Raw genomic sequence first — 26,619 nt, 5'->3', positions numbered from 1 at the left:
TACGGAAACGCACGACGGCGGGCACCCCGGGTGGGTGCCCGCCGTTCTGCGGTCCGAGCCTGCGTGGAGATGCGAGCCTGCGTGGAACGGGCGCCGTCCCTAGGCGTGGCCGGCGGCCTGCATCTGGCGCAGCTCTTTCTTCAGTTCGCTGACTTCGTCGCGGATCCGGGCTGCCACTTCGAACTGCAGTTCCGCCGCCGCGCCATGCATCTGTTCCGTCAGCTGCTCGATCAGGCCCACCAGGTCCTCGGCCGGTGCAGCGGCGAGGCCATCGGCACGTACCTGCGCGCCGCCCTTCGCACCGGACTTGGCGCGTTTGGCACCCTTGGCCAGGCGGTTGTTTTTCAGCAGTTCCTGGGTATCGGCGTCTTCCTTGGCCAACTGGTCCGTGATGTCCGCGATCTTCTTTCGCAGCGGCTGCGGGTCCACGCCGTGTTCCTTGTTGTATGCCACCTGGATGGCGCGCCGCCGGTTGGTCTCGTCGATGGCGTTGGCCATGGAGTCGGTGATGCGGTCCGCATACATGTGAACCTGGCCGGACACGTTGCGGGCGGCACGTCCGATGGTCTGGATGAGCGATGTGGACGAGCGCAGGAAGCCTTCCTTGTCCGCGTCCAAAATGCTGACCAGGGATACTTCGGGAAGATCGAGGCCCTCACGGAGCAGGTTGATGCCCACCAGAACGTCGAAGGAACCCATGCGCAGTTCGCGCAGGAGCTCCACCCGCCGCAGCGTGTCCACGTCCGAGTGCAGGTATTCAACCTTGACGCCGTGGCCCAGCAGGTAGTCCGTGAGGTCCTCGGCCATGCGTTTGGTCAGCGTGGTCACCAGGACCCGCTCGTCCTTCTCCACGCGGGTCTTGATTTCGCCGAGCAAATCGTCGATCTGGCCCTTGGTGGGCTTCACCACCACCTCCGGATCAACCAGGCCGGTGGGGCGGATGATCTGCTGGACGAACCCGTCTGCCTTGCCCAGCTCGTACTTGCCGGGAGTGGCGGAAAGGTAGACGGTCTGCCCTACCCGTTCCAGGAACTCGTCCCACTTCAGGGGCCGGTTGTCCATGGCGGACGGCAGGCGGAAACCAAAGTCCACCAGGTTCCGCTTGCGGGACATGTCGCCTTCGTACATGGCGCCGATCTGCGGAATGGTCACGTGGGACTCGTCCACCACCAGCAAAAAGTCGTCCGGGAAGTAGTCCAGGAGGCAATGGGGCGCAGTGCCCGGACCGCGGCCATCAATGTGGGACGAGTAGTTCTCGATGCCGTTGCAGAAACCCATCTGCTGCATCATCTCGAGGTCGTAGGTGGTGCGCATGCGCAGCCGCTGGGCCTCCACCAGCTTGTTCTGGCTTTCCAGCACCTTCAGCCGGTCGGCCAGTTCATCCTCAATCCGCTTGATGGCCCGTGCCATCCGTTCCGGCCCGGCGACGTAGTGCGAGGCCGGGAACACGTACATCTCCTCTTCATCCCGGATGACTTCGCCGGTCAGCGGATGGAGGGTCTGGATGTTCTCGATTTCGTCCCCGAAGAACTCAATCCGGATAGCCAGTTCCTCATACATGGGAATGATTTCCACGGTGTCGCCGCGTACCCGGAAGGTGCCGCGGTGGAAGTCCATGTCATTGCGGGCATACTGCATGGCGACGAACTTGCGGAGGAGGTGGTCCCGGTTCATCTCGGCGCCTTTTCGCAGGGTCACCATGCCCGCGATGTATTCCTCGGGGGTTCCCAGGCCGTAGATGCAGGAAACCGTGGCCACCACGATCACGTCGCGGCGCGTCAGCAGCGCGTTGGTGGCAGAGTGGCGGAGCCGTTCGACTTCCTCGTTGATGGAGGAATCCTTCTCGATGAAAGTGTCCGTCTGGGCCACGTACGCTTCGGGCTGGTAGTAGTCGTAGTAGGAGACGAAGTACTCCACGGCGTTGTTGGGCAGCAGCTCGCGGAACTCGTTGGCCAGCTGGGCGGCGAGGGTCTTGTTCTGCACCATCACCAGCGTGGGGCGTTGCACCTGTTCGATGAGCCAGGCGGTGGTGGCACTCTTGCCGGTACCCGTGGCACCGAGCAGGACCACGTCCTTCTCACCGTTGTTGATGCGCTCCGTCAGCTCGGCGATGGCGGCCGGCTGGTCGCCCGCGGGCTTGAATTCGCTGATGACTTCAAAGGGCGCGACAACACGGTTAATCTCCTGCGCAAGGCTCATGGATCTAATCTACAACCGGGCACCGACAGTGGGCGGGCCCGTCCGTTACAGGCGAACAGCCGCCCGTCCGGGTTCCTGCCTCAGGAGGCGTACGACGGCGGCACCCACCCGGTTGCCTCCGCCCAGGCGGACATCCGCGGCCATGCCACGCCCGTGAACCAGGGTTCCTTGGCTTCTGCGTATCCGCTGGTGGTGTCCGCGCCGGCAAAGCGCGCTGCCAGCCCGGCCTTGTGTGCCGCGTAAAGCCTGAGCGCGGAGGGATCGTTCCGCAGCCAGTCCCGGAACATCAGGGCATAACGCCATCCGGCCGAGCCGGCCGCCCGGACATGCACGTTCACGGGACGGCAGGGGTCGGCGTTGGCGTGGAACCGCTTCAGCCATTCGGACTGATCGGCAGCGCTGGGCTTCGGGGTGTCGGATTCGATCCCCCGCACCGCCGGGAAACCGGCAGCAGCCAGGAGCGGAGCGATCCTGGCCGCTGCCTCCAGGTCCGGCACCGCAACCTGCAGGTCGATCACATCCTTGGCGGCCAGGCCGGGAACGGAGGTGGAGCCGATGTGGTCCACGGCCAGGATGAGTCCGGGTGCGGACGCCGCCAGCCGGGCCGCAATCCTCGTGGCCTGCTGCGCCCATACCGGCCGGTACGGCTCCAGCACCGGTCCCCCTTTCCGCGGGGCGCGGGTCCCCGCCGCGAGGTTGCGGGCAAAAGGCACCAGCCGCCCGCCCCAAAGCCTGTCCACCTGGTCAAGCAGCTGCTGCACCGTCCCTGAGTTGTCCAGGACGACGTCGGCAGCGGCCAGCCGCGCCTCGCGCGTGGCCTGCGCGGCCATCCGTGAACGTGCCGCTTCCGCTGTCATGCCGCGCAACTCCTGCATGCGCTGCAGCCGCACGTCCTCCGGGGCGTCCACCACCAGCACCAGGTGGAAGGCACTCCCCTGCCCCGTCTCCACCAGCAGGGGGATGTCCTGGACCACGATCCCGTCCTCCGGCGCCGCTGCCGTGATGGCTGCGGCGCGGGCACGGACCAGGGGGTGGACGATGGCGTTCAGCGCAGCCAGCCGCTCCTGGTTGCCGAACACCGCCGCGCCGAGCCGTGCCCGGTCAAGCCGCCCGCCGCCGTCGAGCATGTCCGCGCCAAACTCCTCCACAATCCGGTGCAGCCCTTCGGTTCCCGGCTCAACCACTTCCCGTGCCAGGGCATCCGCGTCCACCAGCACGGCACCGCGTTCCCGCAGCCGCGCTGCCACCACCGATTTCCCTGATGCGATCCCGCCCGTCAGTCCAATTTTCAGCACGCCGCCAGCCTACTAGCCCGGGCAGCCGTGTTCAGTGAAGGTGGGACAGGATCGGGGTGGGCCTAGACTGGGGCGGATGCAAGAGCAAGACAGCCGGGCAACCTCGTTCACCACACTGGCGGCCGGCGGGGACTTCCGGCACGAACTCGACATCAAGCGCTCCCGGTTCATCACCGTCCTGCGCAGGACCGGCACCGAGGACGCGGCCCGGGACCTGGTGGCCGGCCTCCGCCGCGAGTTCCACGATGCCCGCCATCACTGCTCGGCGTTCGTCATCGGGCCGGACCGCAGCATCCAGCGTTCCAGCGATGACGGTGAACCCGGCGGGACCGCCGGCATCCCCATGCTCGAAGCCCTGCTGAAGCGGGAAACGGCGCCCGGGGTGAGCGACCTCAGTGACATCAGTGCCGTCGTCGTGCGTTATTTCGGCGGCGTCCTGCTCGGCGCCGGAGGCCTGGTCCGGGCCTATTCCGAGTCGGTCTCCGCAGCACTGGAGCTGGCACCCCTGGTGCGCCGCAGCAGGCTCCGGATCTGTTCCGCCGCCGTACCGCACGCGGCCGCGGGCCGGCTGGAGAACGATCTGCGGGCCGCCGGCACTGTCATGGCGGAAACCAGTTACCACGACCGGTACACCGTGCTGCGCATTGCCGTGCCGGACCATGCCGACGCGATTGCCGCCGCAAGCGACCGCATCCTGCAGCTGACGGCGGGCTCCGCTAGGCTCACTGCCGATGGAACGGAATGGGTGGATGAACCCCGCACCTGACGTGACCCTGGTGGACGTGGATGAAGGCGTGGCGGACCAGCTGCTCCAGCTGGCCAAACGCGACGCCTCCCCGGATGAGGTGGCGCCCCCGCTGGGCGGCCCCGGCTGGAACCTGGAGCGCACCGCCTGGTTCTACAGCTACCATCATGCTGCCGCCGGCGGGCTGGATGGACCCGCCGCGGAAAAATCCTGGGCCGTCTTCAGCGGCGGCTGGATTGCCGGCTCGGTGCGCCTCAAGCGCGACACCAGTGCGGGCATCCCCTCAGCCGAAACGGGTATTTGGCTCGGCCGGAGCTTCCGTTCACGCGGCATCGGAGGTGCCGCCCTGCATCTGGTGCTGGAAGAGGCCCGCAGGGCCGGCATATCCCGGGTGACCGCCCGCACTTTGGCCGGCAATGCCGGCGCCCGGCGCCTTCTCGCCTCAGCCGGCGCCCAGCTCATGCTCGACGACGACGGGACCGTCCACGCCGTCGTCGAACTTTGAGGACAGGCCGGCTGCAACACAAATCCGGAGCACCGCATTAAACGCAACAGACCCCCTGCCGCTGGCAGGGGGTCTGTTGGTTGGCCCGGAATCCGGACCGGCGGCAATTAGTTGCCGGTCAGCTTCTCGCGCAGGGCAGCAAGTGCCTCGTCCGAAGCCAGGGTGCCGGCACCGGTGTCGGTGGCAGCAGGCTCGGAGGAGTAGCTGGTGGTGCCGGAGTCGCTGTCGCCGGACGTTGCAGCTGCAGCGTCGTCGGCAGCGTGCTGGGCAACCTGCTTCTTGTGGGCTTCCCAACGGGTCTGGGCGTCAGCGTACTGCTGCTCCCAAGCGGCGCGCTGGTTCTCGTAGCCCTCGAGCCATTCGTTCGACTCGGGGTCGAAGCCCTCGGGGTACTTGTAGTTGCCCTCTTCGTCGTACTCTGCGGCCATGCCGTACAGAGCCGGGTCGAATTCGGTGCTGTCGGCGTCGACGCCCTCGTTGGCCTGCTTGAGGGACAGCGAGATGCGGCGGCGTTCCAGGTCGATGTCGATGACCTTGACGAACAGTTCGTCGCCAACGGAGACAACCTGCTCGGCCAGCTCCACGTGGCGGACAGCCAGTTCGGAGATGTGGACCAGGCCTTCGATGCCGTCTTCGACGCGGACGAACGCACCGAACGGAACCAGCTTGGTGACCTTACCCGGAACAACCTGGCCCAGGGCGTGGGTGCGGGCGAAGGTCTGCCACGGATCTTCCTGCGTAGCCTTGAGCGACAGGGAGACGCGCTCGCGGTCCAGGTCGACCTCGAGGACCTCGACGGTGACTTCCTGGCCAACTTCGACAACCTCGGACGGGTGGTCGATGTGCTTCCAGGACAGCTCGGAAACGTGAACCAGGCCGTCTACGCCGCCCAGGTCCACGAATGCACCGAAGTTGACGATAGAGGAAACAACGCCGGGACGGACCTGGCCCTTTTCCAGCTTGTTGAGGAAGGTGGAGCGGACCTCGGACTGGGTCTGCTCGAGCCATGCACGGCGGGACAGGACCACGTTGTTGCGGTTCTTGTCCAGCTCGATGATCTTGGCTTCGATCTGCTGGCCGATGTACGGAGCCAGGTCGCGCACACGGCGCATCTCGACGAGGGATGCGGGCAGGAAGCCGCGCAGGCCGATGTCGAGGATAAGACCACCCTTGACAACCTCGATGACGGTACCGGTGACGACACCGTCTTCTTCCTTGACCTTCTCGATGTCGCCCCAGGCACGCTCGTACTGCGCGCGCTTCTTGGAGAGGATCAGACGGCCTTCTTTGTCTTCCTTGGTGAGCACCAGGGCTTCGACCTGATCGCCAACGGAGACAACGTCCCCGGGGTCAACGTCGTGCTTGATGGAAAGCTCGCGGGAGGGGATGACACCTTCGGTCTTGTAACCGATGTCGAGCAGGACTTCGTCGCGGTCGACCTTGACGACGGTACCTTCGACGAGATCTCCGTCGTTGAAGTACTTGATGGTGGCGTCGACAGCTGCGAGGAAGTCCTCAGCGGTACCGATGTCGTTAATCGCGACTACGGGGGTACCGGGCTTCTCGGTGGAGGTGATGGTCATGTAGTAGGGGCTCCGTTGTGGATAGTTAGTCGGTCAGGCAAACCGGCGCGCCCGCGTTATGGAACGCAGGCGCGATTCGCGGTGAATCCGACGGATCCTCCGGGTCATCCTGATTTTGTGGATTGCTTTCAATGCAGCCCTCAAGGGACCGCAAGGGCGTGCACGTGGTACACGCCCGTTTATTCTAGTCGGTGCCTGCAATTCGGGTCAAAGCGGCGCGTGCAGGACGCGTGGGGACATCAGAAGTGGGTCAGGCAGTGTGTTGCCCGTTCCACCGCGAACATCTGCTGCGCCTTGAACGCTGCGCCGGGAGTTGCCTCGCAGACCTTGCCTGCCGCCTTGAGCGTTACGGGGCTGATTCCGCCGAGGTAGATCGAAGACAGCGCCGAGACGTCCAGAACCAGGTCAGCCTTCTCCCTCGAGGCCACAGGTTCGACGGCGGCCTGGCCGCCTTTGACCTCCAACGCGAAAGTTCCTGCCGTGAGGCCCAGCGGGTCCTCCACGTCGAGGACCAGCCGGCCGTCGGCCGGGTAGTGCCGCGCCGACAGGGCCTGCGGGACGTCGAGGATCCGGAGCCACAGCATGTCGCGGCTGTCGGAGGCGTCGATGCAGCGTGGGTCCACCAGCGCCCAGGCCAAGGGATCATCCACCGGCGCTTCATTCCACGAAATGCGTTCCACAAGGTCGATGGCAGCCAAATACTGCCAGAGCTCAAGGTAGGCGTGATCCGTGGCAGCCAGAAGGTCCACCACCTCCACGGTGGCGGGCGTGGCGTCCCAGCCGGCGAACTTGTAGGAGACATACCCGTCCACCCTGCCGTCCGGCCCGTAGTGGAGCGCTGCCTTGATGGCAGGGTCTTCCTTACCGTCACGGCCCAGCGACCCCGACGCCAGCTGCCGGTACCATTCCTGGCGGCCGAGGGATCCGGGGGTGTGGCGGTGCACCCGGGCGAAGACTGTGGGGGCAACGTCGAGCAGGACTTTGGGATCCGCCACCTCCACGGTCCCCGTTGCCTGGTGGCGCAGGTTGAACCGGGCCGTCGTGTCCACCTTGACGGTGCGTTCCAGGCTGGCTACGCCATAGCCGAACCGTCCGTAGATGCTTCCCTCGGATGCGGTGAGCGCGGCTACCGCAATGCCGTCATCCTTGGCTGCGTGCAGGTCCCCGGTCATCATTCGGCGCAGCAGGCCTCGCCGGCGGTGAGAGGTCCTGACAGTAACGGCGGTTACCATTTGGGCTTCAAGCATGCGGCCAAAACCGATGTTAAGGGTCTTTCGGAACGTTCCGAAGGTGGCCACTGGAACCTGGGCCGGGAGCGAGTGCTGCGCCGGCGTTCCCGTCTGGTAGGCGCCGGTGAAGATCCTGCCATCTGCCTCATAGGTGGCCATTGAATGCGCCACATGCTCGGGAGTGCGGGTCGAATCATGGAAGCCGAACGCAACTGCACGCGCCCAGGCCTCCGCTTCTGCATAGCCGTCCCTGCCTTGGGACACAGCGGGAAAGCGCCGGATTTCATAGTTTCCGCCCAGATCACCCATTTACCCGAGCCTAGTCAATGAATCCGGCCGCTGACCAGCATAAACATCCTCTCTTCGAAAGAGGGCGCCGCCGAGCCTAGTGCCCGGCGTCGTACCAGCTGGGCCCGACACCGATCTGGACTTCCAGGGGCACCCTCAGGTCGGCAGCTGCGGCCATCTGTTCGGTGACGAGCTTCTCCACGGCGGCCCGCTCCCCGGCGGCAACTTCCAGGACCAGTTCGTCGTGGACCTGGAGCAGCATCCGGGATTTCAGGCCCCGGGCCCGCAGTTCGGCGTGGACACCCAGCATGGCGCGCTTGATGATGTCCGCTGCGGAGCCCTGGATGGGGCTGTTGAGGGCGATGCGCTCTGCGTTCTCGCGCAGCTGGCGGTCGGTGCTGGTGAGGTCCGGAAGGTAACGGCGGCGTCCCTCGATGGTGGCCGTATAGCCGTCCACCCGGGCCTGGTCCACCACGCCCCGCAGGTAGTCACGGACGGCGCCGAATCGGTCGAAGTAGTCCTTCATGAGGGTGCGGGCCTCGTCAACGGAGATTTCCAGCTGCTTGGAAAGGCCGAAGGAGGTCAATCCGTAGGCAAGGCCGTAGGACATGGCCTTCACCTTTGAGCGCATGGCGCTGGTGACCTGGTCCGTGGGGACGTGGAAGATGTTGGAGCCGACGAAGCGGTGCAGGTCCTCGCCGTCCTTGTACGCCTGGATCAGGCCGGCGTCCCCGGAGAGGTGCGCCATGATGCGCATCTCGATCTGGGAGTAGTCGGCGGACAACAGGCATTCGTAGCCATCGCTGACCACGAAGATACCGCGGACCCGGCGGCCCTCCTCGCTGCGGATGGGGATGTTCTGCAGGTTGGGGTTGTTGGACGAAATCCGGCCCGTGGCCGCCACGTTCTGTGCATAGGTGGTGTGGATCCGGCCGTCTTCCGCCACGGACTTCTTCAGGGATTCGAGCATCTGCCGCAGCTTGGCGGCCTCCCGGTGCGCCATGAGCTGGACCAGGAACTCGTGCCCGGTCTTTTCCAAAAGATTCTTCAGCGAAGCGGCATCCGTGGTGTAGCCGGACTTGATCTTCTTGGTCTTGGGAAGCTGCAGTTCATCGAACAGGACGGTCTGGAGCTGCTTGGGCGAGCCCAGGTTGACTTCGTGGCCGATGGCCGCGAACGCCTGTTCCTGCGCCTGGTCAATGACCCGCGCAAGGTCGGCAAGTTGTTCGTCCATTTTGTCCATGTCGATGGCGATGCCGGCGAGCTCCATGTCCGAAAGGACGCGGCTGACCGGCAGTTCGAGGGTGGACAGCAGCTCCTCCGCCCGGCGTTCCTTGAGCTCGTCCTCGAAGTAGCGGCTCAGTGCCAGCACCACCGCGGCGGCCTGGACCAGGGCGTCGGCGGCAGCGGTGTCATCGCCGTAGAAGGACAGTTCCAGCTGCCCGGCTTTGGCAGTGGCGGCAGGGATTCCCACATTGAGATGATGCTGGGCGAGTTCTGCGAGTTCGTAGGTGCGGCGGTCCGGCTGGATGAGGTAGCCGGAGATGGAGGTGTCATCCACCACGCCCTCCAGCTCCAGGCCACGGGCCGTGAGTGACTTGAGTGCAGCTTTGAAGCCGTGCATCGCCTTGGGCGCTTCGGGATCGCGCAGCCAGGCGGCCAGCACATTCTCGGTCTCCGCGTCCTGGCCGGCGAGGTCGACGTAGACTGCGGCGTCGCCCCGCACGATGGCCAGCGCGGCCGCGTCTTCACCGATGCGGCCGGGCACGAGGTCCACGGCGAGGGCGGTCCGTTGGCCCGCACCGGCGGCCAGGAAAGCGGCAAGTTCTGCGGCAGTGGCCGGAGTAGTGTAGTCCGGGGTTTCGATGCTTTCGCGTTCGGCGGCGGGAGCGTCAGTGTCGCCGTAGAGGGCAAACAACCGGCCGCGGATGGCCTTGAATTCCAGCTGGTCGAAGAGATCTTCGATCGCGGCCTGGTCGGGGCGCGGCTGGTAGAGGTCCTCCAGCGTGACGGGCAGGTCCAGGTCCGTGTGGAGCTGGTTCAGGCGGCGGTTGCGCTTCACGGCGTCGACATTCTCCCGCAGGGCGTCGCCCACCTTGCCGCCGATGGAGTCAAGGTGTTCCAGGACGCCTTCCAGCCCCCCGTACTGGTTGATCCATTTGGCCGCGGTCTTGGGCCCGACGCCCGGCACGCCCGGAAGGTTGTCCGCGGTCTCCCCCACCAGGGCGGCAAGGTCGGAGTAGCGGGACGGGCTGACGAAGTACTTCGCTTCAATGGCGGCAGCATCCATCCGGGGGATGTCGCTGACGCCCTTCCGGGGGTAGAGCACGAAGACGTTGTCGGTGATCAGCTGGAAGGCGTCCCGGTCGCCGGAGACCAGCAGGACCTCGAATCCGGCCTTCTCACCCATGGCGGCAAGGGTGGCCAGGATGTCATCGGCCTCGTAGCCGGGCATCTTGATGGTCTTGATGCCCCAGGCCTCCATGACCTGGGCAATGAGGTCGATCTGGCCGCTCATCTCGCGGGGCGTTTCGTTCCGGCCGCCCTTGTACTCGCTGTACTCGGTCTTCCGGTGGGTGGATTCGTCCGAGACATCGAACGCAACAGCGACGTGGGTGGGCTGCTGCTCCTTGATGAGGTTGATCAGCATGGAGGTGAAGCCATGGATGGCGTTGGTGTGCTGGCCGTTGGAGGTGGAGAACTTGTCCGCCGGCAGGGCGAAGAAGGCGCGGAACGCCATGGAGTGGCCGTCGAGGACCAGCAGCCGCGGCTGGCCGGTGATGGGAATGACGGGTGCTTCCGTGGCTGAAACAGACCCGCCGGCAGCGGGGGCGGCAGCCTTTGCGGCAGGCCGGGGCGTGGAGGACGAAAGCTGCGCGGCAGCCTCCTCTTCGATGGCCGAAGTCGGGAAAGGGGCCGGTTTGGTTGTTTCACTCACAGGTGCCAGCCTAGTTGCCATGACAGACAATTTCACGCCGGGTGCTTTCGCTGAAGAGCTCGCAGCCGCCGGAATTCCCGACCACATGCACGGCTGGCTGGGAAGGTTTGGCGTCGGCGCCCTGGTGGTCAAGATGGGCATCCATTTCCTGGAGATGAGCCCGGAACGCACCGTTGCCACCATGCCCGTGGAGGGGAACACGCAGGTGGCAGGAATCCTGCATGGCGGGGCGCATGTGGTGCTGGCGGAGACGTTGGGCTCGTTCGCTGCGGGAATGCATGCGGGCCCGGGCCGGCACGCCGTAGGCATTGAGGTCAACGCGACCCATCACCGGTCCATCGCAAAGGGCCTGGTCACGGGCACCTGCACGGCGATCCATCTGGGGCGCACGCTGGCCACCCATGAGATTGTCATGACCGACGGCCAGGGACGGCGCCTGTCAACGGCACGGATCACCAACATGCTCAGGGACAACGCCGGCTGAGGCAGCGGGCGTCAGGGCTGCGGGCTTGTCCTTCCGGGCATCACGTAGCGCAGCTCGACGATCCCCATGCCCAGGGTGCTGGAGGCCGCCAGCTCAAGCGGCGGCGTCGGGCCTTTCATCGGAAGCAGCCGCTTCCCGCTGCCCAGCACTACCGGGATGACGGAGAGGATGATGTCGTCCAGCAGCCCGGCGTCCGCGAATTGTGCCGCAAGGTTGCCGCCGCCCACCACCCAGATGTTCCGGTCCCGGGCAGACCGGCGGAAGTCCGTGACGAATTCCTGGATGTCGCCGCGGACGAACGTGATGTCCGCCCCGTCCGGGGCGCGGTATTCGTGGTGGGTGAAGACGTAGCTGGGAGTCCCGGTGTAGGGCCACTTGCCGGGCTCATGTTCCATGAGCCAGGCGTAGGTTTCCCCGCCCATGACGATGCAGCCCACACCGGCCATGAACCCGTTGTAACTCTCGGCACCGCCCTCGAATCCGTCGAACTGCAGGAGCCAGCCGAGGTCGTCGGTGGAGGTGGCGATGAAGCCGTCCAGGGACGCGGCCACAAAGTATTGGATGCGCGGCATGGCCCCAGCCTAGACAAGCACCCCGGCCCAGCCAAGGGGTGTATCCCAGCCAACAGCCCCGCACCTGCCCGGCCAGGCAGCCCGGAGCGCTACTTGGAGAAGTACGGAATGATCAGGTACAGGCCCACCATGACAGCCAGGCCGCACAAGCCGAAGCAGACGTAGGCGAAGGAGCGCTTCAGGCCGGGAGAGGTCTGTTCCGCGTCAGCAGCGATGGCCGTCAGCCGGACGCCGAGCGAGTAGAGGGTTACCACTGTTGCGGAAGCTACCAGGGTGGCGCCGGCAACGGCCAGGAGTTCCAACCACTTCATCGCCGATTCTCCTTGGGGTTGTTGGCTTTGGCGTCGGCCTTGGCTTTTGCCTTGGCTTCGGCCCGGGCGCGGGCCATGGCCTTCTTCTTGGCGAACCGGACGGCCTGGCCGGCTTCCTCTACCTCGACGGCATTCTGGTGGCTCACGGAGGACTTGCGTGAGTAGAAGAACATGAAGAGCACTGCGCCGGTGCCGGCGATGGCGGCAATGAGGACGCCCACGACGCCGGTCTTGACCAGCAGGGCGGTCAGGGCACCGACGATCCCGGCGGCAGGAAGGGTAAAGAGCCAGCCCAGGGCGATCTTGCCCACCATGTTCCAGCGGACGGTGGTTCCGCGGCGTCCCATCCCGGAACCGATGACGGAACCCGACGCCACCTGCGTGGTGGACAGGGCGAAGCCCAGGTGGGACGAGGCGAGGATGGCTGAGGCTGTGCTGGACTCGGCCGCGAAACCCTGGGCCGGCTTGACTTCGGTCAGGCCGGAACCCATGGTGCGGATGATCCGCCAGCCGCCGGCGTAGGTACCGATGGCGATGGCCAGGGCGCAGGCGGTGATGACCCAGAGCTGCGGACCGGATCCGGGCGTCTGGGTTCCGGCGGCTATCAGGACCAGCGTGATGATGCCCATGGTCTTCTGGGCGTCATTGGTTCCATGCGCCAGTGCCACCAGACTGGACGTGAAGATCTGCCCGGTGCGGAAACCGCCGCGCTTCTGGGTGAGCTTGCTGCCAGTCTCCGGGTCGTGGCGTGAGGTGAGGGCGTAGGCAAGGCGTGTGCACACGTATGCGGCAAGGCCTGCAATCACCGGCGCGAAGATGGCCGGCAGAATGACCTTCTGCAGCAGCGTCTCAAGATTAACGGAGCTGAATCCCGCACCGACGATTGCGGCGCCGATCAATCCGCCGAACAGCGCGTGGGACGAGCTGGATGGCAACCCCTTCAGCCACGTGACCATGTTCCACAGGACGGCTCCCATCAGCCCGGCGAAGATGATGTCCGGGGTGATTTGGACGCCGCCGGACCCTTCACGGATGATGCCGCCGGATACCGTCTTGGCCACCTCCGTGGAAAGGAAGGCACCCACCAGGTTCAGGACGGCTGCCAGGGCCACCGCGGTTTTCGGTTTGATGGCACCCGTCGCGATGGGCGTTGCCATGGCGTTCGCGGTGTCGTGGAAGCCGTTCGTGAAGTCGAAAAATAGTGCCAGTGCGATGACCAGCGCCACCATGAAGGTGATATCCACCTGTTGCCCAATCTGCAGAGTCGACGTTCAGCAGTTTCTCTTACCAGGCTGCCTTGCACAGCATAGTTCACCAGCTGTTTGCGTGGAATGACTTGCGGCGGTGGCACAACCGGCGGGAAACCTTATCGATCGTACGCGTCCCGGGCATGAGGTCAAAACACGGACCGGGACAGGAAAGAGCGGAGCAGGTCCAGTTCCGCGGGCGCGATTCCCTGCCGGGGATGCGGTGACACCGTAAGGATGCGCCTGCCCAGGAAGCGTGCCCATGACTGCGCCTCAGCCTCGAAGCCCAGCTGGTCGTCCACCCATGCGACGGCGTCGGGCCCGGTTTCCTCGACGTCCTCCTGGATGGCCCGGAGCTTCCACCAGCGGCCGGTCCCGCCCGCTGCCCCGTCCGCGGCAAGATAAGGCCAGCCGCTGCCGTTAAGTCCGACGGCGGCGCAAAGGTATTGGGGCGCCAGCTCCTCCCAGCTGGTAAGCCAGACACAACGCAGCCCGGGCCTCAGGGCAAGGGAGTTGAGCCCGGCCACGAGTTCGGCGGCGAACGTTACGGGCAGCAGTCCAGCGTCGGCGTGTTGCCAGGTTGACCCCCAGCCGGTGGTTCCGTCCGGGCCGAATGGACAGACCACGCCGTCGACATCCAGGTAAAGTGTTCGCCCCACGCTGCACCTAAAAGAACTTCAGCCCTGGTGGAACTGCGGCGGCCTGGAGCCGGCATGCAGTTGCGGGGCGATCTTTTCCTCAAGGGCCGCCACGGTGACGTCCGGCAGGACGATGAGCCCGTCCAGTTCGCGGCGTGCCCGCTTGTAGGCTGCCTGCCGTTCGGCCGGGGTTGCGGCACGGTTCTCCGCGATCATCAGCAGTTTCCGTGCTGTGGCCAGCCGTTCGCGTTCGGGTCCGCTGAACTTGCTGTCCCTGACCCGCTTGGCTTCACGTTCGGCCACGTCCAGGGCCACCGCGAAGTTGTTCACTGCCTGCCGGTAGGCGTCAAGGCCGGACAGTGATGTCAGGTGTTCGGCGGATGGGGGCCGCTGGCCGTCGGCTTCCCGCTTGGCGCGCAGGAAGGCCACCGTGAGCGGTTCCCGAACGTCCGTCATCATTGGAAAATCGATGAGCTTGCCCACGTCGAGCTCATATTCAAGCCATCGCCGGTTGGTGTCGTCGTGGGTGTCCATCAGCGACTGCACCTCGGCCACGGACGCCCTTTCGGCTTCACGTGCCTGGTTCCGGAGGTTGTACAGTTCGGCCCTGCGCCGGTACCGGCGCCCGGCGCCGCGCCGCCAGCCGCCCGCCCAGCGGCCGGCCAGCGCCATCAGTGGAAACACCATCCACCATTTGTCGGACAGGAACTCCATGAGGGGCCTCACGCATTAATCCTCCCAGCCCTGGGGCCCGGCCTCAAGGCAAAGCGCAGATCCGGTCGTGCGGCCGGGAGGCCCTCCCGGCCGCCCTCAGGCCCCTCCCCGCTTACGGTGCCGGCGCGGGCTGGGCTGCGTTGACGTTGACCAGCCATGCGATTCCGTACCGGTCCGTGCACATGCCAAAGACGTCACCCCACGGTGACTGTTCCATGGGAACAGTCACCGCTCCCCCGTCACCGCTGAGCTTCTGGTAGTAGCCGCGCAGTTCCACCTCGTCGTCGCCGCTGACGGAGATGGAAATCGCGGAACCCGGGTGGTACTCCATGCTGTTGGGGGTGTCAGCGCCCATGATCACCAGGCCCTGGGTGGTGGTCAGCATGCCGTGCATGATCTTTTCCGCCTCCGCCGGATCCTCGCTGGCCTGGAAGTCGCCAAACGTGCTGAGTGTCAGCTCGCCGCCGAACACTGACTGGTAGAAGTTCATCGCCTCACGGGCATTGTCCCTGAAACTGATGTAGGGGTTGAGGATTGTTGGCATGGGGAGCTCTCCTTCACAGGGGCCGGAACTGCGCCGGCCGGAACGTGGGCAGACAACATCCTGCCCCATCCTGCGGCAACCCGGTAGGGGAAGTCTCCCCTGTTCACCCCGTATTCCAGGATGCCTGACGGGGGGGTATATGGTGCGGCGGGGCGCGCGGGAACGTAGGCTCGGGGGCATGGCCAGATTCTTTGACGTTCATCCCCAGGACCCCCAGCCGCGTGCCATCTCGCAGGCGGTGAACATCATCCGGGATGGTGGGCTGATCGCCTACCCCACGGATTCCTGCTATGCGCTGGGGGCGCAGATGGGCAACCGGGACGCCCTGGACAGGATCAGGAGCATCCGGCACCTGGACGACAAGCACCACTTCACCCTTGTCTGCCGGGATTTCGCGCAGCTGGGGCAGTTCGTGAGCATCGGCAATGATGTCTTCCGCAGCATCAAGTCCGTGACTCCAGGCAGCTACACCTTCATCCTGCCTGCCACCAGGGAGGTTCCCAAACGCCTGCTCCACCCAAAGAAGAAGACTGTCGGGGTGCGGATTCCTGACAATCGCGTTGTCCAGGCGCTGCTGGCCGAACTGGGCGAGCCGCTGCTGTCGAGCACGCTGCTGCTGCCGGATGAGGAAGAGCCGCTGACCGTTGGCTGGGAGATCAAGGAGCGGCTGGACCACCAGGTGGACGCCGTGATCGACGCCGGGGACTGCGGCGCCGAGCCCACCACCGTGGTCGATTTCTCCAGCGGGGTGGCCGAGGTTGTCAGGCGTGGCATGGGCGATCCGTCCCGCTTCGAGTAGCTCCGGGCCCCGCCGCTTCCAGGCCGCGGGTGGCCGTCAAGGGGCACTTTGCGTCCGGGCGCCGTCGGGAATCACGACGGCGACCGGCGTGTCCGCGCCAAAGTGCCCCGTTTTGGGAGCGCCTTGGTGAGTCCTGCTTGGCTCAGTCCTGTTGGGGTCAGTCCTGCTTGCGGGCGCGGCTGGGCTGGACCCGGGGCGGCTCGCCTGGCATCTTGGGGTAGTCCGGCGGGAAGGGCATTTCCCCCAGGCCGGCTTTGCAGTCGCGGTCCCACCACTCCAGCAGGGTGTCGATGGTGCCCGGGCGGGCACTGAAATCCGCCCAGGGATCCCCCACCGTCTTCAAGCGTTCGGGCACCGTAAGGATGGTGAAGTTCTTCGGATCAGCGTTCTCCAGCTCCTCCCAGGTGATGGGGCAGGAGACGGGAGCGTGTGGCAGGGCGCGGGGGCTGTAGGCGCCGGCGATGGTGCGGTCCCGGTTGGCCTGGTTGAAGTCCAGGAACACCCGCCGGCCGCGTTCTTCCTTCCACCAGGCTGTGGTCACCTTGTCCGGGGTGCGACGCTCCACTTCCCTTGCAGCGGCGATGACGGCATGCCGTACGTCGAGGAACTCGCGGGTTGCTTCGATGGGTGCGTAGACATGGAGTCCGCGGTTTCCGGAGGTCTTGATGAAGCAGGTCAGGCCTGCCTCGGCCAGGACGTCCTTGAGCACCAGCGCGGCGGGGACGGCGTCATCGAAGTCGGTTCCCGGCTGCGGGTCAAGGTCGATGCGCAACTGGTCCGGGTTGTCAGTGTTTTCCGCCCGGGACGGCCAGGGGTGGAACACCACCGTGTTCATCTGCGCGGCCCAAACGGCTGCCGCCGGCTCGTCGAAGACAAGTTGCGGGTGTGACCGTGCGCTGGGGTACACCACTTTGACGGAGCGGATGAAATCCGGCGTGCCCTTGGGCGGGTTCTTGGAGAAGAATTGCTCGCCGTCGATGGTGCCGGAGAACCGCTGCAGCGCCAGGGGCCGGTCCCCGTTGGCGGCGATGAACGCCTCCCCCACGTCGCAGATGTAGTTGACCAGGTCCAGCTTGGTAAGGCCCAGTTCCGGCCAGAGAACCCGGCTGGGACTGGAAATGCGCATCTCGCGGGGCCCGTTGGGACCTTGAACCGTGATGGTGGTCTGTTCGCTCGCCATGGGGACAACGTACACCCCGCCACGGGCAGGAACCGGAACATCATGCATGGCTCCGGCGGATCGGGCAGCACTCCGGCATGATGGATCCATGCCCGCAGCCGATCAACAGCTCACCATCACCGTTGGTGACACCACGTTTTCTGCAGCCTATGCCCGCCCCGCAGATCCCACCGCCACTGTGGTGGTGGCACACGGTGCGGGTGCAGGGATGGACCACCCGTTTCTCCGTGGATTCACCGACGCCCTGAACGGCCTGGGCCTGGCCACCCTCCGCTTCAACTTCCCGTACCGTGAGGCAGGGCGGAAGTTCCCTGACCGCCCGCCTGCCGCCATCGGCGCCTGGCGGGCCGCCATGGATACTGCCCGCGCCCGGGCGGACGCCAACGGTGACAGCGGCCCGGTCTGGGCGGCGGGCAAGTCGTTCGGCGGCAGGATGGCCTCCATGGCTGTCGCCGAGGGGATGGAGGCCTCCGGCCTGGTGTATCTGGGCTACCCCCTGCATGCCCCCGGAAAGCCGGAGAAACTGCGTGATGAGCACCTGTACGGGATCACCACGCCGATGTTGTTCCTGCAGGGAACCCGCGACACCTTTGCCACGCCCGGCATCCTGGCGGACGTCGTGGCCCGGATCGGGTCCAATGCCGTGCTGCAGTGGGTGGAAGGCGGTGACCACTCGTTTGCAGTGGCGGGGAAGAAGCGGGCCGCCGATGAGGTGGGTGCGTCCCTGGCGCCCCCGGTTGCCGCGTTCATCACTTTCCGGTGTTGATCGCGTTCACCCTTGCCAACCGGGCCAGGTCCACACGGTTGCCGGCACCCGTCTTCCTCAGCATGTTGGAAATGTGCGAGCTAACGGTCTTTTCGCTGATGACCAGGGCCGCAGCGATTTCGCTGTAGGTCTTGCCCGCAACAACGCATTCAAGGATGACCTGTTCGCGCGCTGTAAGCCCGGGCAAGTGTGCTTGGCTGTTGCCACCCGGAGGTTCAGGGTCAGTGGCGATGTGTGCGTGCACCGCCAAGTGCTCCAACGCCTCCTGCTCGGGGCGGGCCTCAAGTTCACGCGCCAGCAGGAGTCCGCGCCGCAAAAGTGCTGCGGCCCGGTGCCGCCCGGACTGCCCGCGGAACAGCACCGATTCGACAGCCCGTCGGCAGCAGTAGGCTTCCTCCCAGGGCAGGTTTCCGGCGTTGAAGGCATCGGCCGCCTGGACCCAGGTTAGTCCGTTGTCCGATACCTGCCGGACCCTGCCCAGTTCGGCGGCATACAGCAGCGAGAAGGCCACAGTCTGGCGCTGGTACAGCTCGGTGCGCGAGCCGGGCTCGAAGAGCCCGGCCGGAAAGCGCTCCTCGAGCTGTACGGCCTCAGCAACGAATTCGTCTGGTGGCAGGCTGGCATCTCTGGCCTGCTGGGCTTGGTCAGCCAGGGCCCGGGCGGCCAGCGGGAGCAGCCATTCACACATGGTCGGGGCGGGGCCGGGACGGGTGGCACCTGCAAGCGCCGACTCGTAGGACTTCCTGTAATGGCCGACGGCGGACTCCACCTCCGCACGGACGGCGGCGAAGTTGAGGTTCACGAATGCGCTGCTGTCCGTGTTGACTTCTTCCGCCCGCGCCAGGTGGGCTGCTGCTTCAGCGGGGCGGCCCTGCAATAGGGCAAGCCGTGCTGCGGTAAGCCGTCCGCTGACGTCCCCCATGGGTCCGGGATCAAGGCTCATCGCGGCCCTCAACGCCATTTGGCTACTCCGCCAGTTGCCTGCCGCCAGGTAGCTGGCGGCTTCGTCCGCCGCCAGCTTGGCAACGTAAGTGTGTGGGCCGCCGTGCGCAGCCAGCTCCAGCCTGCCTGCGTGCAGGAGGTCCCCGTAGAGGGTACTTGTCCAGGCCTCCTGGGCGTTCGCCAGCCAGATGGCAGCATGCGCATAACCCCAGAAATCGCGTGCCTTAAGCGCTTCCGCGGCGGCTTGGCGGGCAAGGTGTTTCGCCCGGCCTGGCCGGTCGGTGCGGACAGCCACCATGGCGGAAGCGGTCAGCGCGTAGGACAGGGCCCGGGGGTGTCCGTTCCGGCGTGCAGCCTCCAGCGCACCGGCCGCTGCGGCCGGTCCTCCAGGAAGGCTGTTCCACTGGCATGCATAAGAGAACTCAGCCAACGCGAAGGAATGCTGCCAGCTCTCCGGCGCGGCCCCCGACAGCCTGACCGCTTCGGTAATGCCGCCCATGGCGTAGAACTCCTGCCCGGTGGAGTAGCGCAGGTGAGCGCGACGGACCAAGAGCTCTGCAGCGGCCAGTGGTTCAGCCGACCTGTCCATTCCAGCCAGCAGCGCATCCACCGCCTCAAGTTCGGGCGCGAAAGCACCTGAGGCGAAGGCGACCGCCCGGATCCGCTCCCAAAGCTCCCGCTGGGGCCTGTGCTCACCGGGCATCCGCGGGCGAAGCGTCGCCGCCCGTTGCAGCATGCGGAGCCTCTCTGCGGCAGAGCCGGAACCGGTCAGTGGGTCTGCGGCTGCCAAAGCCCAGCGGTAGGCGGCGCTGCTGTTGGCTGCCAAATGGTAATGATCCGCGATGACGGCGGGTAATTGGGGGTCCGGGTGCCCGCTGGCCTGCAGTTCGTACATTGCAGCGAAGGACGCGTGCCGGGTTTGCCGTTCATCCGCGGACAAGTCTTGCTCCAGCACCTCGGCAATCAAGGGGTGGTGGAACCAATAGCTGCCGTTCGGGAGAAGGTCGAGGATGCCCGCGTCGGAGGCGGCCTTCAGTAGCAGCGCGACCGTCTTGCTGTCCGGCAACAGTTCAGTGGTTGCCACGGCGGCCAGTTCGTGTTCTGTCACTGCCCGGCCGGCCACAGCCAGAAGGCGGGTCAAGTCACGTACATCAGGCGGCAGGCCGCGCCAGGACCTAAGGACTGCCTGTTTGAGGTCGCCCGGCAAGCCTGGGGGAAGACCAGTCGAACCGGCTCGGAGCCCGTCCACCAGCAGTGCAGTGAAGTAGGGATTCCCCGCGGTCCGGGCATACACATCTGTCACGAGCGACTGTGGCGGCGGTGCCCCCACGATGCCTGCCAGCTGGGACTCTGTCGCGGGCCTGTCCAATGGGCCCAGAGTCAGTGTCCGGACCTGTGGCAGCCGCCGGACATCGGCCAACCACGTCTGCAGGGGGTTGCTTTCCCCGAGTTCACCCGCGCGCAGCGTGCAGATGACTCCCAGGCGCCGGCCGGGCGGTCCGGCGGCCAAGTACATCAGGACGTTCAGCGTGTCCTGGTCCACCCAATGCAGGTCATCAATTACCAGGACGACCGGCGCGGCGGCGCTGACCGAGGTCAGCCAATCGTCAACTAGCAAGGGTACGTTCCCTGCCCTGCCCCCATCCATCGCGCGGGACAGCGGGAGACTGGTCGCATAGGAGGGGGCGGAGCGCAGTGCGGAGCGCAGGCCAAGGTAGGGGACCGTCAAAGCACCCAGGGGCAAGGCAGCGCCTCTGAGGATCACGACGTCAGGCTGAGCGGCAGCGCACGCAGCTTGTACCAGGGCGGTCTTGCCGACGCCCGCATCGCCGGAAATGATGGTGGTCCGGGCGGCACCAGTCCGAACGGCGTCCACCATGTCCGTGAGCGCCGCAAGTTCCTGATCGCGCCCCACCAGGGCGGGCCCACCAGTGTGTTGGTCACTGGCCACCATCACAGCTTCCCACCACAGCAGGCCAACGGTACAGGGGCGGTCGGTCACAAAATGAGGAATCGAGGGCGCCTTTCTGAGGGTCCGTTCCGGATGTGGGCGGCCGGAGGACGGTGGAGAGTCTTAGTGTCAGTCAATCAACGAACAGAGGGGCAGGACCATGGCTGCCACACTTCATTCACTCCGACGCTTTGACGGCGTTGCTGCACTGCTTTTCCTGGTGGCACTCGGCACCCCGGGTCCGGCGGGATCGCTGAACGAGGCCCCCGGGCCGAGCTTTTTGTCGTGCCCGCTGGAGCGGATCGGTACCCAACTGGTCCGTTGCGACAACCTGACCGGCGCCGGTGTGGAAGCGCCGTTCTGGATTCCCGAACAGCAGTAGCGGCTGCGGGGCTAAGCGGCGTCCTCGTGCCACCAGCCTTCCCAGGCGGCCGAGGTGAGCTTGCCTTCGGGAAATGAGCCCGTGTCGCTGTTGCGGAAAGCACCGGCGTCGCTGCGGCGGCCGTCCAGCAGGAGGTTGAGGCTGTTCAAGAGAAACATGGCGTGCGTCCTTCCATAGGTGGCTGCGGACTGCGTCGTCCGCCTTGGACTGAGCCTAGGTCAGCGATGTTTCAGCACGTCGACAGGAGGTTTCGGCTGTGTATCGGACTTTTCACGCCCGGGTCCAGGCGCGGGAAGTACGCCTACCTGCGCTGCTTGGTGCGTGCCGTGGCGGGGGCCGACCACGGGTCCTCCGGCCACGGATGCTTGGGATAGCGGCCCCGCATCTCCGCGCGCACCTGCAGGTACGGGCCGGACCAGAACGAGGTCAGGTCATCCGTCACGGCGAGGGGTCGGCGCGCCGGGGACAGCAGGTGGAACAGGACCGGAACACGGCCGCCCACCAGTCTTGGGGACTCAGCCAGCCCGAAGCACTCCTGCAGTTTCACCGCCACCACGGGCGCTGCGGCGTCGTCTCCTGGTTCCGGATAGTCGATCCTGGCCCGGGAACCGCTGGGGACCTCAAGGTTCTCCGGCGCAAGCTCGTCCAGCCGCGCAGCCTCGGGCCAGGGCAGCAGCCGGTGCAAAGGGTCCGACAGGTCAACCGAGGTGACCGGTTTCCCGGCGGCAAGGTCCCCCAGTTCGGGTCCCAGCCACTCTTCGATCCGGTCCAGCAGCGCCCCGTCCGACACATCAGGCCAAGGCGCTCCCAACTCCCGGTGCAGGAAGGCGAGGCGGCGCCGGAAGGATGCCGCCGCCGTCGACCATGACAGGGCTGCAAGCCCGCCGGACTGCAGCGCGGCCGCCACCGCCCTCCTGCCCTGTTCCGCGGTGGGCCGCACCGGTGTTGTGGAAAGCACGATCGATCCCAGCCGCCTGGTCCTGCGCGCGCTGAGCCTGCCTCCGGTAAATTCCGCGTCCACGGTGTCGGCCAGCAGATGCGATGCCGCCGTTTCAGCAATGCCAAGGGAAATGGGGGCGGCGGCGCGGATGACTGCGCCAGTACCGGCCGCGTCCCTGCCTTCGGCGCGGGTCACGTCGGCAACGGCGATCCACTCGTGGCCTGACAGGGTGCTGCCGGCCGGCAGGCCTGCCCTGGTGCCGGAGGTCAGCAGGTATTGGCCAGCGCCGTCGCTGCCGGGCACCCGGCGGGCCACGCGGTCAGGAAAGGCGAGCGCGACGACGGCCCCAACAGCTTCGCTTCCAGCGGCGGGAATGGCGGGAACCACTGCCGTGCCGTCCTGCTGCCGCCGTGCCACTGCGGCCAGCCGCCTGGATTCCTCCGCCCATCGCCTTCCCGCCGGGCCTGTGTCGGCACGGAGTTGGGCCAGCAGGCGGGGCAGGTCCGCTCCGGGCGCGCGGTGGTCCCCGGAGAGTGCGGCCACCACGCCGGCAGCAAATTGGGGGCCGATGGAGGTGCCGCCGTCGAGCAAGGCCCGGGCAAGCCGTGGATCGGCGGGGATGCGGGCAAGGGCCCGGCCCGCAGCCGTCACCATGCCTTCATCGGAGACGGCGCCCAGCTCCCGGAGCACCTCCACGGCGTCGTCCATGGCCTGGCGCGGCGGCGGGTCCGGCAAGGCGATCCCGTTTCCGCCGGGCGTGCCCCAGCAGGCAAGGACCAGGGCGGCGCCGGTCAGGTCTGCCACGCTGATTTCCGGCGTCACGTGGGCGGGAGCCGCTCCATAGGCCTGCTGGGAGTAGCAGCGCACCACGGTTCCCGGACCCTGCCGGGCGGCACGCCCTGCCCGCTGGTCGGCGGATGCCCGTGAACAGGAGACGGTAACCAGTCCGCTCATGCCCCGGCCGGCGTCCCGGCGCGGTTCCCGGGCCAGGCCGGAATCGATGACCAGCCGGACGCCGGGCACCGTGAGGGAGGATTCGGCAAGATCCGTGGAGACGATGATCCGCGGAAGATCCCCGGGACCTCGCCCCGACACTGCCCTGTCCTGCTCCGCCGGGCCCACCTGGCCGTGAAGCTCCAGCACGTCCACCTGGCTGCCCAGCCGGCTGCGCAGTGCCGCTGCAACCTGGGAAACCTCCCTGGCACCCGGAAGGAATACGAGCGCGTCCACGAATCTGTCGGCGGCAACAGCATGGACATGGGCGTCCGCGGCTGCCGCGGCGAGGTGGTCCAGGAAGGTGCGCGCCACTCCCCTCGCGTCCAGCCGCGGGGCGGGTGCCGGGAGCCATTGCACAACCAGTGGATGGTTCACGGAGGGGCAGTCGACGACGGGTGCTGCCGCGCCGCCGTCGGCGTCCCCCAGCAGGGCGGCGAACCGGGGTGCGTCCAGGGTTGCGGACATGGCGACGACGGCGAGGTCGCCGCGCAGTGCACGGACCTCTGCGAGCATGCCGAGCAGGAGGTCCGTTTCCAGGCCGCGCTCGTGCACCTCGTCCAGGACGACGGCGGAAGTGCCATCCAGCGCCGGGTCGGCCAGCAGGCGGCGCAGCAGGATACCCGGGGTGACAAATTCGATCAGGGTGTCCGGGCCGGCCTGGCGTTCGCCGCGAACCGTGTAGCCCACGCGCCCGGCCGGCCGGCTGCCGTCGAGTGCCGAGAGGCGGCGCGCGGCGGCGCGGGCGGCGACCCGCCGCGGCTGGGTGACCACCACCCGGCCCCGCCTGCCGTAAAGGTTTGCCAGCAGCGGCGGCACGAGCGTGGTTTTACCCGTCCCCGGCGGGGCCTGCACCACGGCGGCGCCGGGTGAACCAGCGCTATCCAGCGCGTCCCGCAGTACGGAAAGGGATCCTTCGAAGGCAAGCCCGGCACCAATGGCGCCAAGATCGAAGGCGCCGTCACCGGGCCGCACGGCAGGAGAAACCATCCCTCCATTCTGCCCTGACCGGGACGCCGTCTGTCGCAAAGGTCAGGGCTTGCCCGGACCTTTGCCCTTGCCCTTGGCTTCCTTCGCAGCCTCCGACCGCTCCTGGCCCGGAGCTTCGGGCGCTGACTCTTCGGGCGCGGGCCCGACCGGCGCCGGCGCGACGGCCGGGACGGCCGCTTCCACGGGAGCGGCCTGCTCCTGACCGGTGCCGGCGAGGGCAGGGGCGGGCGCGACGGCGTCCGGCGCCGTGGCAGGGGGTGCCGCCGGGGCGGCTGCCGCCACCTGTGTGGCGAGATCAGTCCGGACGGCCGACAGTGCGTTCTCGATGCTGCGATAGCGCGAAGCCGAGAGCCGTCCATTCGCTGCCGCATCCCCCAGGTCCTTCTCGAGGGCTTGCAGGGCGGCCAGCGCGCCGTCCATCCTGTTCTCGGCAGCGGCCTGGCTGATGCTTAACACCCGGATCTGGAAACCCCGCAGGACGTTTTCGTCGGCATCGCCGGAACGAATCCCGGCCGCGCCGGCAACCAGCGCGGCGGCAACAACGGCGCAGCACAGGACGATCAGCGCACGGGCTCCGCGGCGGGCCTCCGGTACGGGCTTCACCGCTCCGGGCACCGCAAGCGCCACTGGCTCGCTGCTTGGCATCACCTTAAGCGGCATGCCGGCCCCGCAGCGGGGCAGCGGGAGCGGTCCGGACGGGTAGGACGGTCACAGGGGCGTACCCGGCTTCCGGGGGCGCCACTGGAGCAGGTCGCACAGGCGAGGCGGGCCGCGCCAGGAGAAGCCGAAGGCCGGTTCGCAGGACGGTGGCGATCAGCAGGCCGATACCCACGCCGAGGAGGACGTGGCCGGCAAGATAATGCTGTGCGGTTCCGGCGCCCCGGTCGGCCGCCACCGCCGCACCCCCAACGGTCAGCATCAGTGACAGGGCCGTCCCGAAAATTGCGCCCATAGCTCCTGCTCCAATCTCATTTAATCAGCAAGCTTACTAGTAATGCTCAGCAAGCTTACTACTTGATGGGCGCAAGGCAAGAGTGCCGCGAATTCGGCAAAGACAGCGCAGCACGCCGGTCTGGGAGTCTGGACACTGATAATAAGTAGGCTTAGCATTTTTTCATCGGCAGCTCTCCGGAGCCATCCGCCTCCGGAATGACACCCGAAGGGCCATCCGATCCGGCCGCAGATACGGCACACCAGCAGGAATGAAGGAGACGAACATGGCAAAGGCGCGCGAAATCATGACTGGCGGCGTGGAGTGCGTGGGTGAGAAGGAGAGCCTGGAAGCAGCCGCCCGCAAAATGAAGGAACTTGACGTTGGTTCCCTCCCCATTTGCGGCGAGGACGACCGCCTCAAGGGAATGCTGACCGACCGCGACATCGTGGTGAAGTGCCTGGCCGAAGGCGGCGACCCGCGCAGTGCCAAGGCGGGCGACCTGGCCGAAGGCAAGCCGGTCACCATTGGAGCCGACGACTCGATTGAGGAAGCGATCCGCACCATGCAGGACCACCAGGTGCGCAGGCTTCCCGTGATTGACGGCCACAAGCTGGTTGGCGTGATCAGCCAGGCCGACATTGCCCGGAACTACCCCGAGGACCGGGTGGGCGAACTCGTGGCGTTCATTTCCTACTGAGTCCTCCGCCTGGATACACGCTGAAGCCGGTCATCCCCGCTTACGCGGGAAATGACCGGCTTCTCTTCTCCCGCTTCAGCCCGCCGCTTCGAGCAGGCGTTCCGCCGGGCTGAGACCGGCATACCGGCCCTTGAAAAACACCAGCGGCTCGGCGTCGTTCCGGGCATCGAGGTGCCGTACCGCCCCCACCACGATGGTGTGGTCGCCGCCGTCGTACTCTGCATGGAGCTCGCAGTCGATCCAGGCGAGCGCGTCGTCCAGCAAGGGGTTACCCAGCGGCGAGGACGCGTGGCTGACGCCGGCGAACTTATCCGTCCCTGAACGGGCGAACTGCCCCGCCAAGTGCTGGTGTTCCGCCCGGAGGATGTTCACGGTGAAGGAGCCTGCCCTTCGCAGCGCGGGCCAGGTGGTTGACGTCCGGGCAGGGCTGAACGTGACCAGCGCCGGCTCCAGTGACAGGGACGCGAAGGACTGGCAGGTAAAGCCGGCGGGACCGTCCGGGGTGGAGCCGGTGATGACGGTCAGGCCGCTGGCAAATGTTCCCAAAATATCCCGAAGCCGGCGGGGAGCAAGATCTGAAGTGACTGACATGGAAAGTGGCCTCTCGTCTGGATCGTTACCTCACCAAACCATCAGCGATTCAACTCATACAAGCCGCCTGAAACGCGCCGACCCGGGGCGCAACGAATTGTCATGCCCGTACTTTCGGCGTCATCGGCGCCTCGCTTCCCGGCGCCGGGATGTCGCTGTTTG

Annotated in this window: 25 protein-coding genes and 2 pseudogenes; 7 read left to right on the top strand and 20 right to left on the bottom strand. The window is 66.6% G+C overall.

Annotated elements, in window-relative coordinates:
• Positions 1–99: 99 nt before the first annotated feature.
• Entirely contained in the window at positions 100–2,199 is a 2,100-nt protein-coding gene (gene uvrB, locus FBY36_RS18195; protein WP_142121678.1) for an excinuclease ABC subunit UvrB, read from the bottom strand.
• An 80-nt stretch (positions 2,200–2,279) separates the two neighbouring features.
• Positions 2,280–3,494: a dephospho-CoA kinase gene (coaE, locus tag FBY36_RS18190; protein WP_142121676.1), complete on the bottom strand. Its 1,215-nt coding sequence runs from the start codon at positions 3,492–3,494 to the stop codon at positions 2,280–2,282.
• Positions 3,495–3,570: 76 nt separating this feature from the next.
• On the opposite strand from coaE, the gene FBY36_RS18185 reads away from it, so the two are divergent.
• Both FBY36_RS18185 and FBY36_RS18180 read left to right on the top strand, forming a co-directional pair.
• On the top strand, positions 3,571–4,260 hold the full coding sequence (locus FBY36_RS18185; RefSeq protein ID WP_142121674.1) for an IMPACT family protein: 690 nt from the start codon (positions 3,571–3,573) through the stop codon (positions 4,258–4,260).
• Positions 4,244–4,744, top strand: a complete 501-nt coding sequence (locus FBY36_RS18180; RefSeq protein WP_142121672.1) for a GNAT family N-acetyltransferase — start codon at positions 4,244–4,246, stop codon at positions 4,742–4,744. Before FBY36_RS18185 ends, FBY36_RS18180 begins: the two co-directional genes overlap by 17 nt.
• 107 nt (positions 4,745–4,851) lie before the next feature.
• Here the strand turns inward: FBY36_RS18180 and rpsA are convergent, their stop codons facing one another.
• From rpsA to polA, 3 genes are all read right to left on the bottom strand, one after another.
• A complete protein-coding gene (gene rpsA, locus FBY36_RS18175) occupies positions 4,852–6,327 on the bottom strand; it encodes a 30S ribosomal protein S1 (protein ID WP_142031173.1) in 1,476 nt (491 codons plus the stop codon).
• A gap of 239 nt (positions 6,328–6,566) precedes the next feature.
• Positions 6,567–7,865 (bottom strand): GNAT family N-acetyltransferase, encoded by a 1,299-nt coding sequence (locus FBY36_RS18170; RefSeq protein ID WP_142121670.1) that lies wholly within the window; start codon positions 7,863–7,865, stop codon positions 6,567–6,569.
• Between the two features lie 76 nt (positions 7,866–7,941).
• The gene (gene polA / locus FBY36_RS18165; protein WP_235008965.1) at positions 7,942–10,584 is read right to left on the bottom strand and encodes a DNA polymerase I; all 2,643 of its coding nucleotides are present in this window, start codon (positions 10,582–10,584) and stop codon (positions 7,942–7,944) included.
• A 217-nt stretch (positions 10,585–10,801) separates the two neighbouring features.
• Here polA and FBY36_RS18160 point away from each other — a divergent pair, with 217 nt between their 5' ends.
• Positions 10,802–11,266 carry a hotdog fold thioesterase gene (locus FBY36_RS18160; RefSeq protein ID WP_142031171.1) on the top strand — a complete coding sequence of 155 codons (465 nt, stop codon included), beginning with the start codon at positions 10,802–10,804 and terminating at the stop codon, positions 11,264–11,266.
• 11 nt (positions 11,267–11,277) lie between these two features.
• Here the strand turns inward: FBY36_RS18160 and FBY36_RS18155 are convergent, their stop codons facing one another.
• The 6 genes from FBY36_RS18155 to FBY36_RS18130 all read right to left on the bottom strand — a co-directional run bounded on the left by FBY36_RS18155 (position 11,278) and on the right by FBY36_RS18130 (position 15,292).
• Positions 11,278–11,838 carry a dihydrofolate reductase family protein gene (locus tag FBY36_RS18155; protein ID WP_142121666.1) on the bottom strand — a complete coding sequence of 187 codons (561 nt, stop codon included), beginning with the start codon at positions 11,836–11,838 and terminating at the stop codon, positions 11,278–11,280.
• A gap of 89 nt (positions 11,839–11,927) precedes the next feature.
• A complete protein-coding gene (locus tag FBY36_RS18150) occupies positions 11,928–12,149 on the bottom strand; it encodes a hypothetical protein (protein WP_142121664.1) in 222 nt (73 codons plus the stop codon).
• Positions 12,146–13,393: an inorganic phosphate transporter gene (locus FBY36_RS18145; RefSeq protein WP_142121662.1), complete on the bottom strand. Its 1,248-nt coding sequence runs from the start codon at positions 13,391–13,393 to the stop codon at positions 12,146–12,148. Before FBY36_RS18145 ends, FBY36_RS18150 begins: the two co-directional genes overlap by 4 nt.
• Before the next feature lie 152 nt (positions 13,394–13,545).
• A complete protein-coding gene (locus tag FBY36_RS18140) occupies positions 13,546–14,055 on the bottom strand; it encodes an HAD domain-containing protein (RefSeq protein WP_200830530.1) in 510 nt (169 codons plus the stop codon).
• Between the two features lie 18 nt (positions 14,056–14,073).
• Positions 14,074–14,760, bottom strand: a complete 687-nt coding sequence (locus FBY36_RS18135) for a hypothetical protein (protein ID WP_142121660.1) — start codon at positions 14,758–14,760, stop codon at positions 14,074–14,076.
• A gap of 100 nt (positions 14,761–14,860) precedes the next feature.
• Entirely contained in the window at positions 14,861–15,292 is a 432-nt protein-coding gene (locus tag FBY36_RS18130) for a VOC family protein (protein ID WP_142121659.1), read from the bottom strand.
• A 178-nt stretch (positions 15,293–15,470) separates the two neighbouring features.
• Between FBY36_RS18130 and FBY36_RS18125 the strand changes: the two genes are divergently transcribed.
• Positions 15,471–16,091, top strand: coding sequence for an L-threonylcarbamoyladenylate synthase (locus FBY36_RS18125; RefSeq protein WP_142121657.1), 621 nt, complete (start codon positions 15,471–15,473; stop codon positions 16,089–16,091).
• Positions 16,092–16,248: 157 nt separating this feature from the next.
• Here FBY36_RS18125 and ligD read toward each other — a convergent pair whose 3' ends face one another.
• Positions 16,249–17,271, bottom strand: coding sequence for a non-homologous end-joining DNA ligase (gene ligD / locus FBY36_RS18120; RefSeq protein ID WP_200830529.1), 1,023 nt, complete (start codon positions 17,269–17,271; stop codon positions 16,249–16,251).
• 88 nt (positions 17,272–17,359) lie between these two features.
• Between ligD and FBY36_RS18115 the strand changes: the two genes are divergently transcribed.
• A complete protein-coding gene (locus FBY36_RS18115) occupies positions 17,360–18,037 on the top strand; it encodes an alpha/beta hydrolase family protein (RefSeq protein ID WP_142121655.1) in 678 nt (225 codons plus the stop codon).
• On the opposite strand, the gene FBY36_RS21185 is transcribed toward FBY36_RS18115, so the two are convergent.
• From FBY36_RS21185 to FBY36_RS21175, 3 genes and pseudogenes are all read right to left on the bottom strand, one after another.
• Positions 18,021–18,725, bottom strand: coding sequence for a helix-turn-helix transcriptional regulator (locus FBY36_RS21185; protein WP_442858265.1), 705 nt, complete (start codon positions 18,723–18,725; stop codon positions 18,021–18,023). The genes FBY36_RS18115 and FBY36_RS21185 overlap by 17 nt on opposite strands.
• Before the next feature lie 1,305 nt (positions 18,726–20,030).
• A pseudogene (locus FBY36_RS21180) lies at positions 20,031–20,234 on the bottom strand (hypothetical protein); the annotation flags it as partial.
• A 237-nt stretch (positions 20,235–20,471) separates the two neighbouring features.
• Positions 20,472–20,933, bottom strand: a pseudogene (locus FBY36_RS21175) (ATP-binding protein); the annotation flags it as partial.
• 157 nt (positions 20,934–21,090) lie between these two features.
• Between FBY36_RS21175 and FBY36_RS18105 the strand changes: the two are divergent.
• Positions 21,091–21,312, top strand: a complete 222-nt coding sequence (locus FBY36_RS18105) for a hypothetical protein (protein ID WP_142121651.1) — start codon at positions 21,091–21,093, stop codon at positions 21,310–21,312.
• 11 nt (positions 21,313–21,323) lie between these two features.
• Here FBY36_RS18105 and FBY36_RS20740 read toward each other — a convergent pair whose 3' ends face one another.
• From FBY36_RS20740 to FBY36_RS18090, 4 genes are all read right to left on the bottom strand, one after another.
• On the bottom strand, positions 21,324–21,470 hold the full coding sequence (locus tag FBY36_RS20740) for a hypothetical protein (protein ID WP_200830528.1): 147 nt from the start codon (positions 21,468–21,470) through the stop codon (positions 21,324–21,326).
• 143 nt (positions 21,471–21,613) lie between these two features.
• The gene (gene hrpB, locus FBY36_RS18100) at positions 21,614–24,235 is read right to left on the bottom strand and encodes an ATP-dependent helicase HrpB (RefSeq protein WP_142121649.1); all 2,622 of its coding nucleotides are present in this window, start codon (positions 24,233–24,235) and stop codon (positions 21,614–21,616) included.
• Between the two features lie 42 nt (positions 24,236–24,277).
• Positions 24,278–24,880, bottom strand: coding sequence for a hypothetical protein (locus FBY36_RS18095; protein ID WP_200830527.1), 603 nt, complete (start codon positions 24,878–24,880; stop codon positions 24,278–24,280).
• A gap of 4 nt (positions 24,881–24,884) precedes the next feature.
• Positions 24,885–25,187 carry a hypothetical protein gene (locus FBY36_RS18090; protein ID WP_142121648.1) on the bottom strand — a complete coding sequence of 101 codons (303 nt, stop codon included), beginning with the start codon at positions 25,185–25,187 and terminating at the stop codon, positions 24,885–24,887.
• A gap of 265 nt (positions 25,188–25,452) precedes the next feature.
• On the opposite strand from FBY36_RS18090, the gene FBY36_RS18085 reads away from it, so the two are divergent.
• On the top strand, positions 25,453–25,866 hold the full coding sequence (locus tag FBY36_RS18085; RefSeq protein WP_142121647.1) for a CBS domain-containing protein: 414 nt from the start codon (positions 25,453–25,455) through the stop codon (positions 25,864–25,866).
• 75 nt (positions 25,867–25,941) lie between these two features.
• Here the strand turns inward: FBY36_RS18085 and FBY36_RS18080 are convergent, their stop codons facing one another.
• Positions 25,942–26,457 (bottom strand): flavin reductase family protein, encoded by a 516-nt coding sequence (locus FBY36_RS18080; protein ID WP_142121646.1) that lies wholly within the window; start codon positions 26,455–26,457, stop codon positions 25,942–25,944.
• Positions 26,458–26,619: the final 162 nt, after the last annotated feature.

It is taken from the genome of Arthrobacter sp. SLBN-122 (genome assembly GCF_006715165.1).
In the GTDB taxonomy this organism is placed as follows: Bacteria; Actinomycetota; Actinomycetes; order Actinomycetales; family Micrococcaceae; genus Arthrobacter.
This window is presented reverse-complemented; position numbering and strand designations above follow the sequence as displayed.

Bases quoted from the DNA above. Each gene is read 5' to 3' on its own strand.
- FBY36_RS18155 (WP_142121666.1), bottom strand. From the start codon at position 11,838: ATGCCGCGCATCCAATACTTTGTGGCCGCGTCCCTGGACGGCTTCATC.
- polA (WP_235008965.1), bottom strand. From the start codon at position 10,584: ATGGCGTTCCGCGCCTTCTTCGCCCTGCCGGCGGACAAGTTCTCCACC.
- FBY36_RS18160 (WP_142031171.1), top strand. From the start codon at position 10,802: ATGACAGACAATTTCACGCCGGGTGCTTTCGCTGAAGAGCTCGCAGCC.
- ligD (WP_200830529.1), bottom strand. From the start codon at position 17,271: ATGGCGAGCGAACAGACCACCATCACGGTTCAAGGTCCCAACGGGCCC.
- FBY36_RS20740 (WP_200830528.1), bottom strand. From the start codon at position 21,470: ATGTTTCTCTTGAACAGCCTCAACCTCCTGCTGGACGGCCGCCGCAGC.
- uvrB (WP_142121678.1), bottom strand. From the start codon at position 2,199: ATGAGCCTTGCGCAGGAGATTAACCGTGTTGTCGCGCCCTTTGAAGTC.
- FBY36_RS18125 (WP_142121657.1), top strand. From the start codon at position 15,471: ATGGCCAGATTCTTTGACGTTCATCCCCAGGACCCCCAGCCGCGTGCC.
- FBY36_RS18150 (WP_142121664.1), bottom strand. From the start codon at position 12,149: ATGAAGTGGTTGGAACTCCTGGCCGTTGCCGGCGCCACCCTGGTAGCT.
- FBY36_RS18080 (WP_142121646.1), bottom strand. From the start codon at position 26,457: ATGTCAGTCACTTCAGATCTTGCTCCCCGCCGGCTTCGGGATATTTTG.
- FBY36_RS18105 (WP_142121651.1), top strand. From the start codon at position 21,091: ATGGCTGCCACACTTCATTCACTCCGACGCTTTGACGGCGTTGCTGCA.
- FBY36_RS21185 (WP_442858265.1), bottom strand. From the start codon at position 18,725: ATGTGTGAATGGCTGCTCCCGCTGGCCGCCCGGGCCCTGGCTGACCAA.
- FBY36_RS18115 (WP_142121655.1), top strand. From the start codon at position 17,360: ATGCCCGCAGCCGATCAACAGCTCACCATCACCGTTGGTGACACCACG.
- FBY36_RS18170 (WP_142121670.1), bottom strand. From the start codon at position 7,865: ATGGGTGATCTGGGCGGAAACTATGAAATCCGGCGCTTTCCCGCTGTG.
- rpsA (WP_142031173.1), bottom strand. From the start codon at position 6,327: ATGACCATCACCTCCACCGAGAAGCCCGGTACCCCCGTAGTCGCGATT.
- hrpB (WP_142121649.1), bottom strand. From the start codon at position 24,235: ATGGTTTCTCCTGCCGTGCGGCCCGGTGACGGCGCCTTCGATCTTGGC.
- FBY36_RS18185 (WP_142121674.1), top strand. From the start codon at position 3,571: ATGCAAGAGCAAGACAGCCGGGCAACCTCGTTCACCACACTGGCGGCC.
- FBY36_RS18090 (WP_142121648.1), bottom strand. From the start codon at position 25,187: ATGGGCGCAATTTTCGGGACGGCCCTGTCACTGATGCTGACCGTTGGG.
- FBY36_RS18130 (WP_142121659.1), bottom strand. From the start codon at position 15,292: ATGCCAACAATCCTCAACCCCTACATCAGTTTCAGGGACAATGCCCGT.
- FBY36_RS18180 (WP_142121672.1), top strand. From the start codon at position 4,244: ATGAACCCCGCACCTGACGTGACCCTGGTGGACGTGGATGAAGGCGTG.
- FBY36_RS18085 (WP_142121647.1), top strand. From the start codon at position 25,453: ATGGCAAAGGCGCGCGAAATCATGACTGGCGGCGTGGAGTGCGTGGGT.
- FBY36_RS18095 (WP_200830527.1), bottom strand. From the start codon at position 24,880: ATGCCAAGCAGCGAGCCAGTGGCGCTTGCGGTGCCCGGAGCGGTGAAG.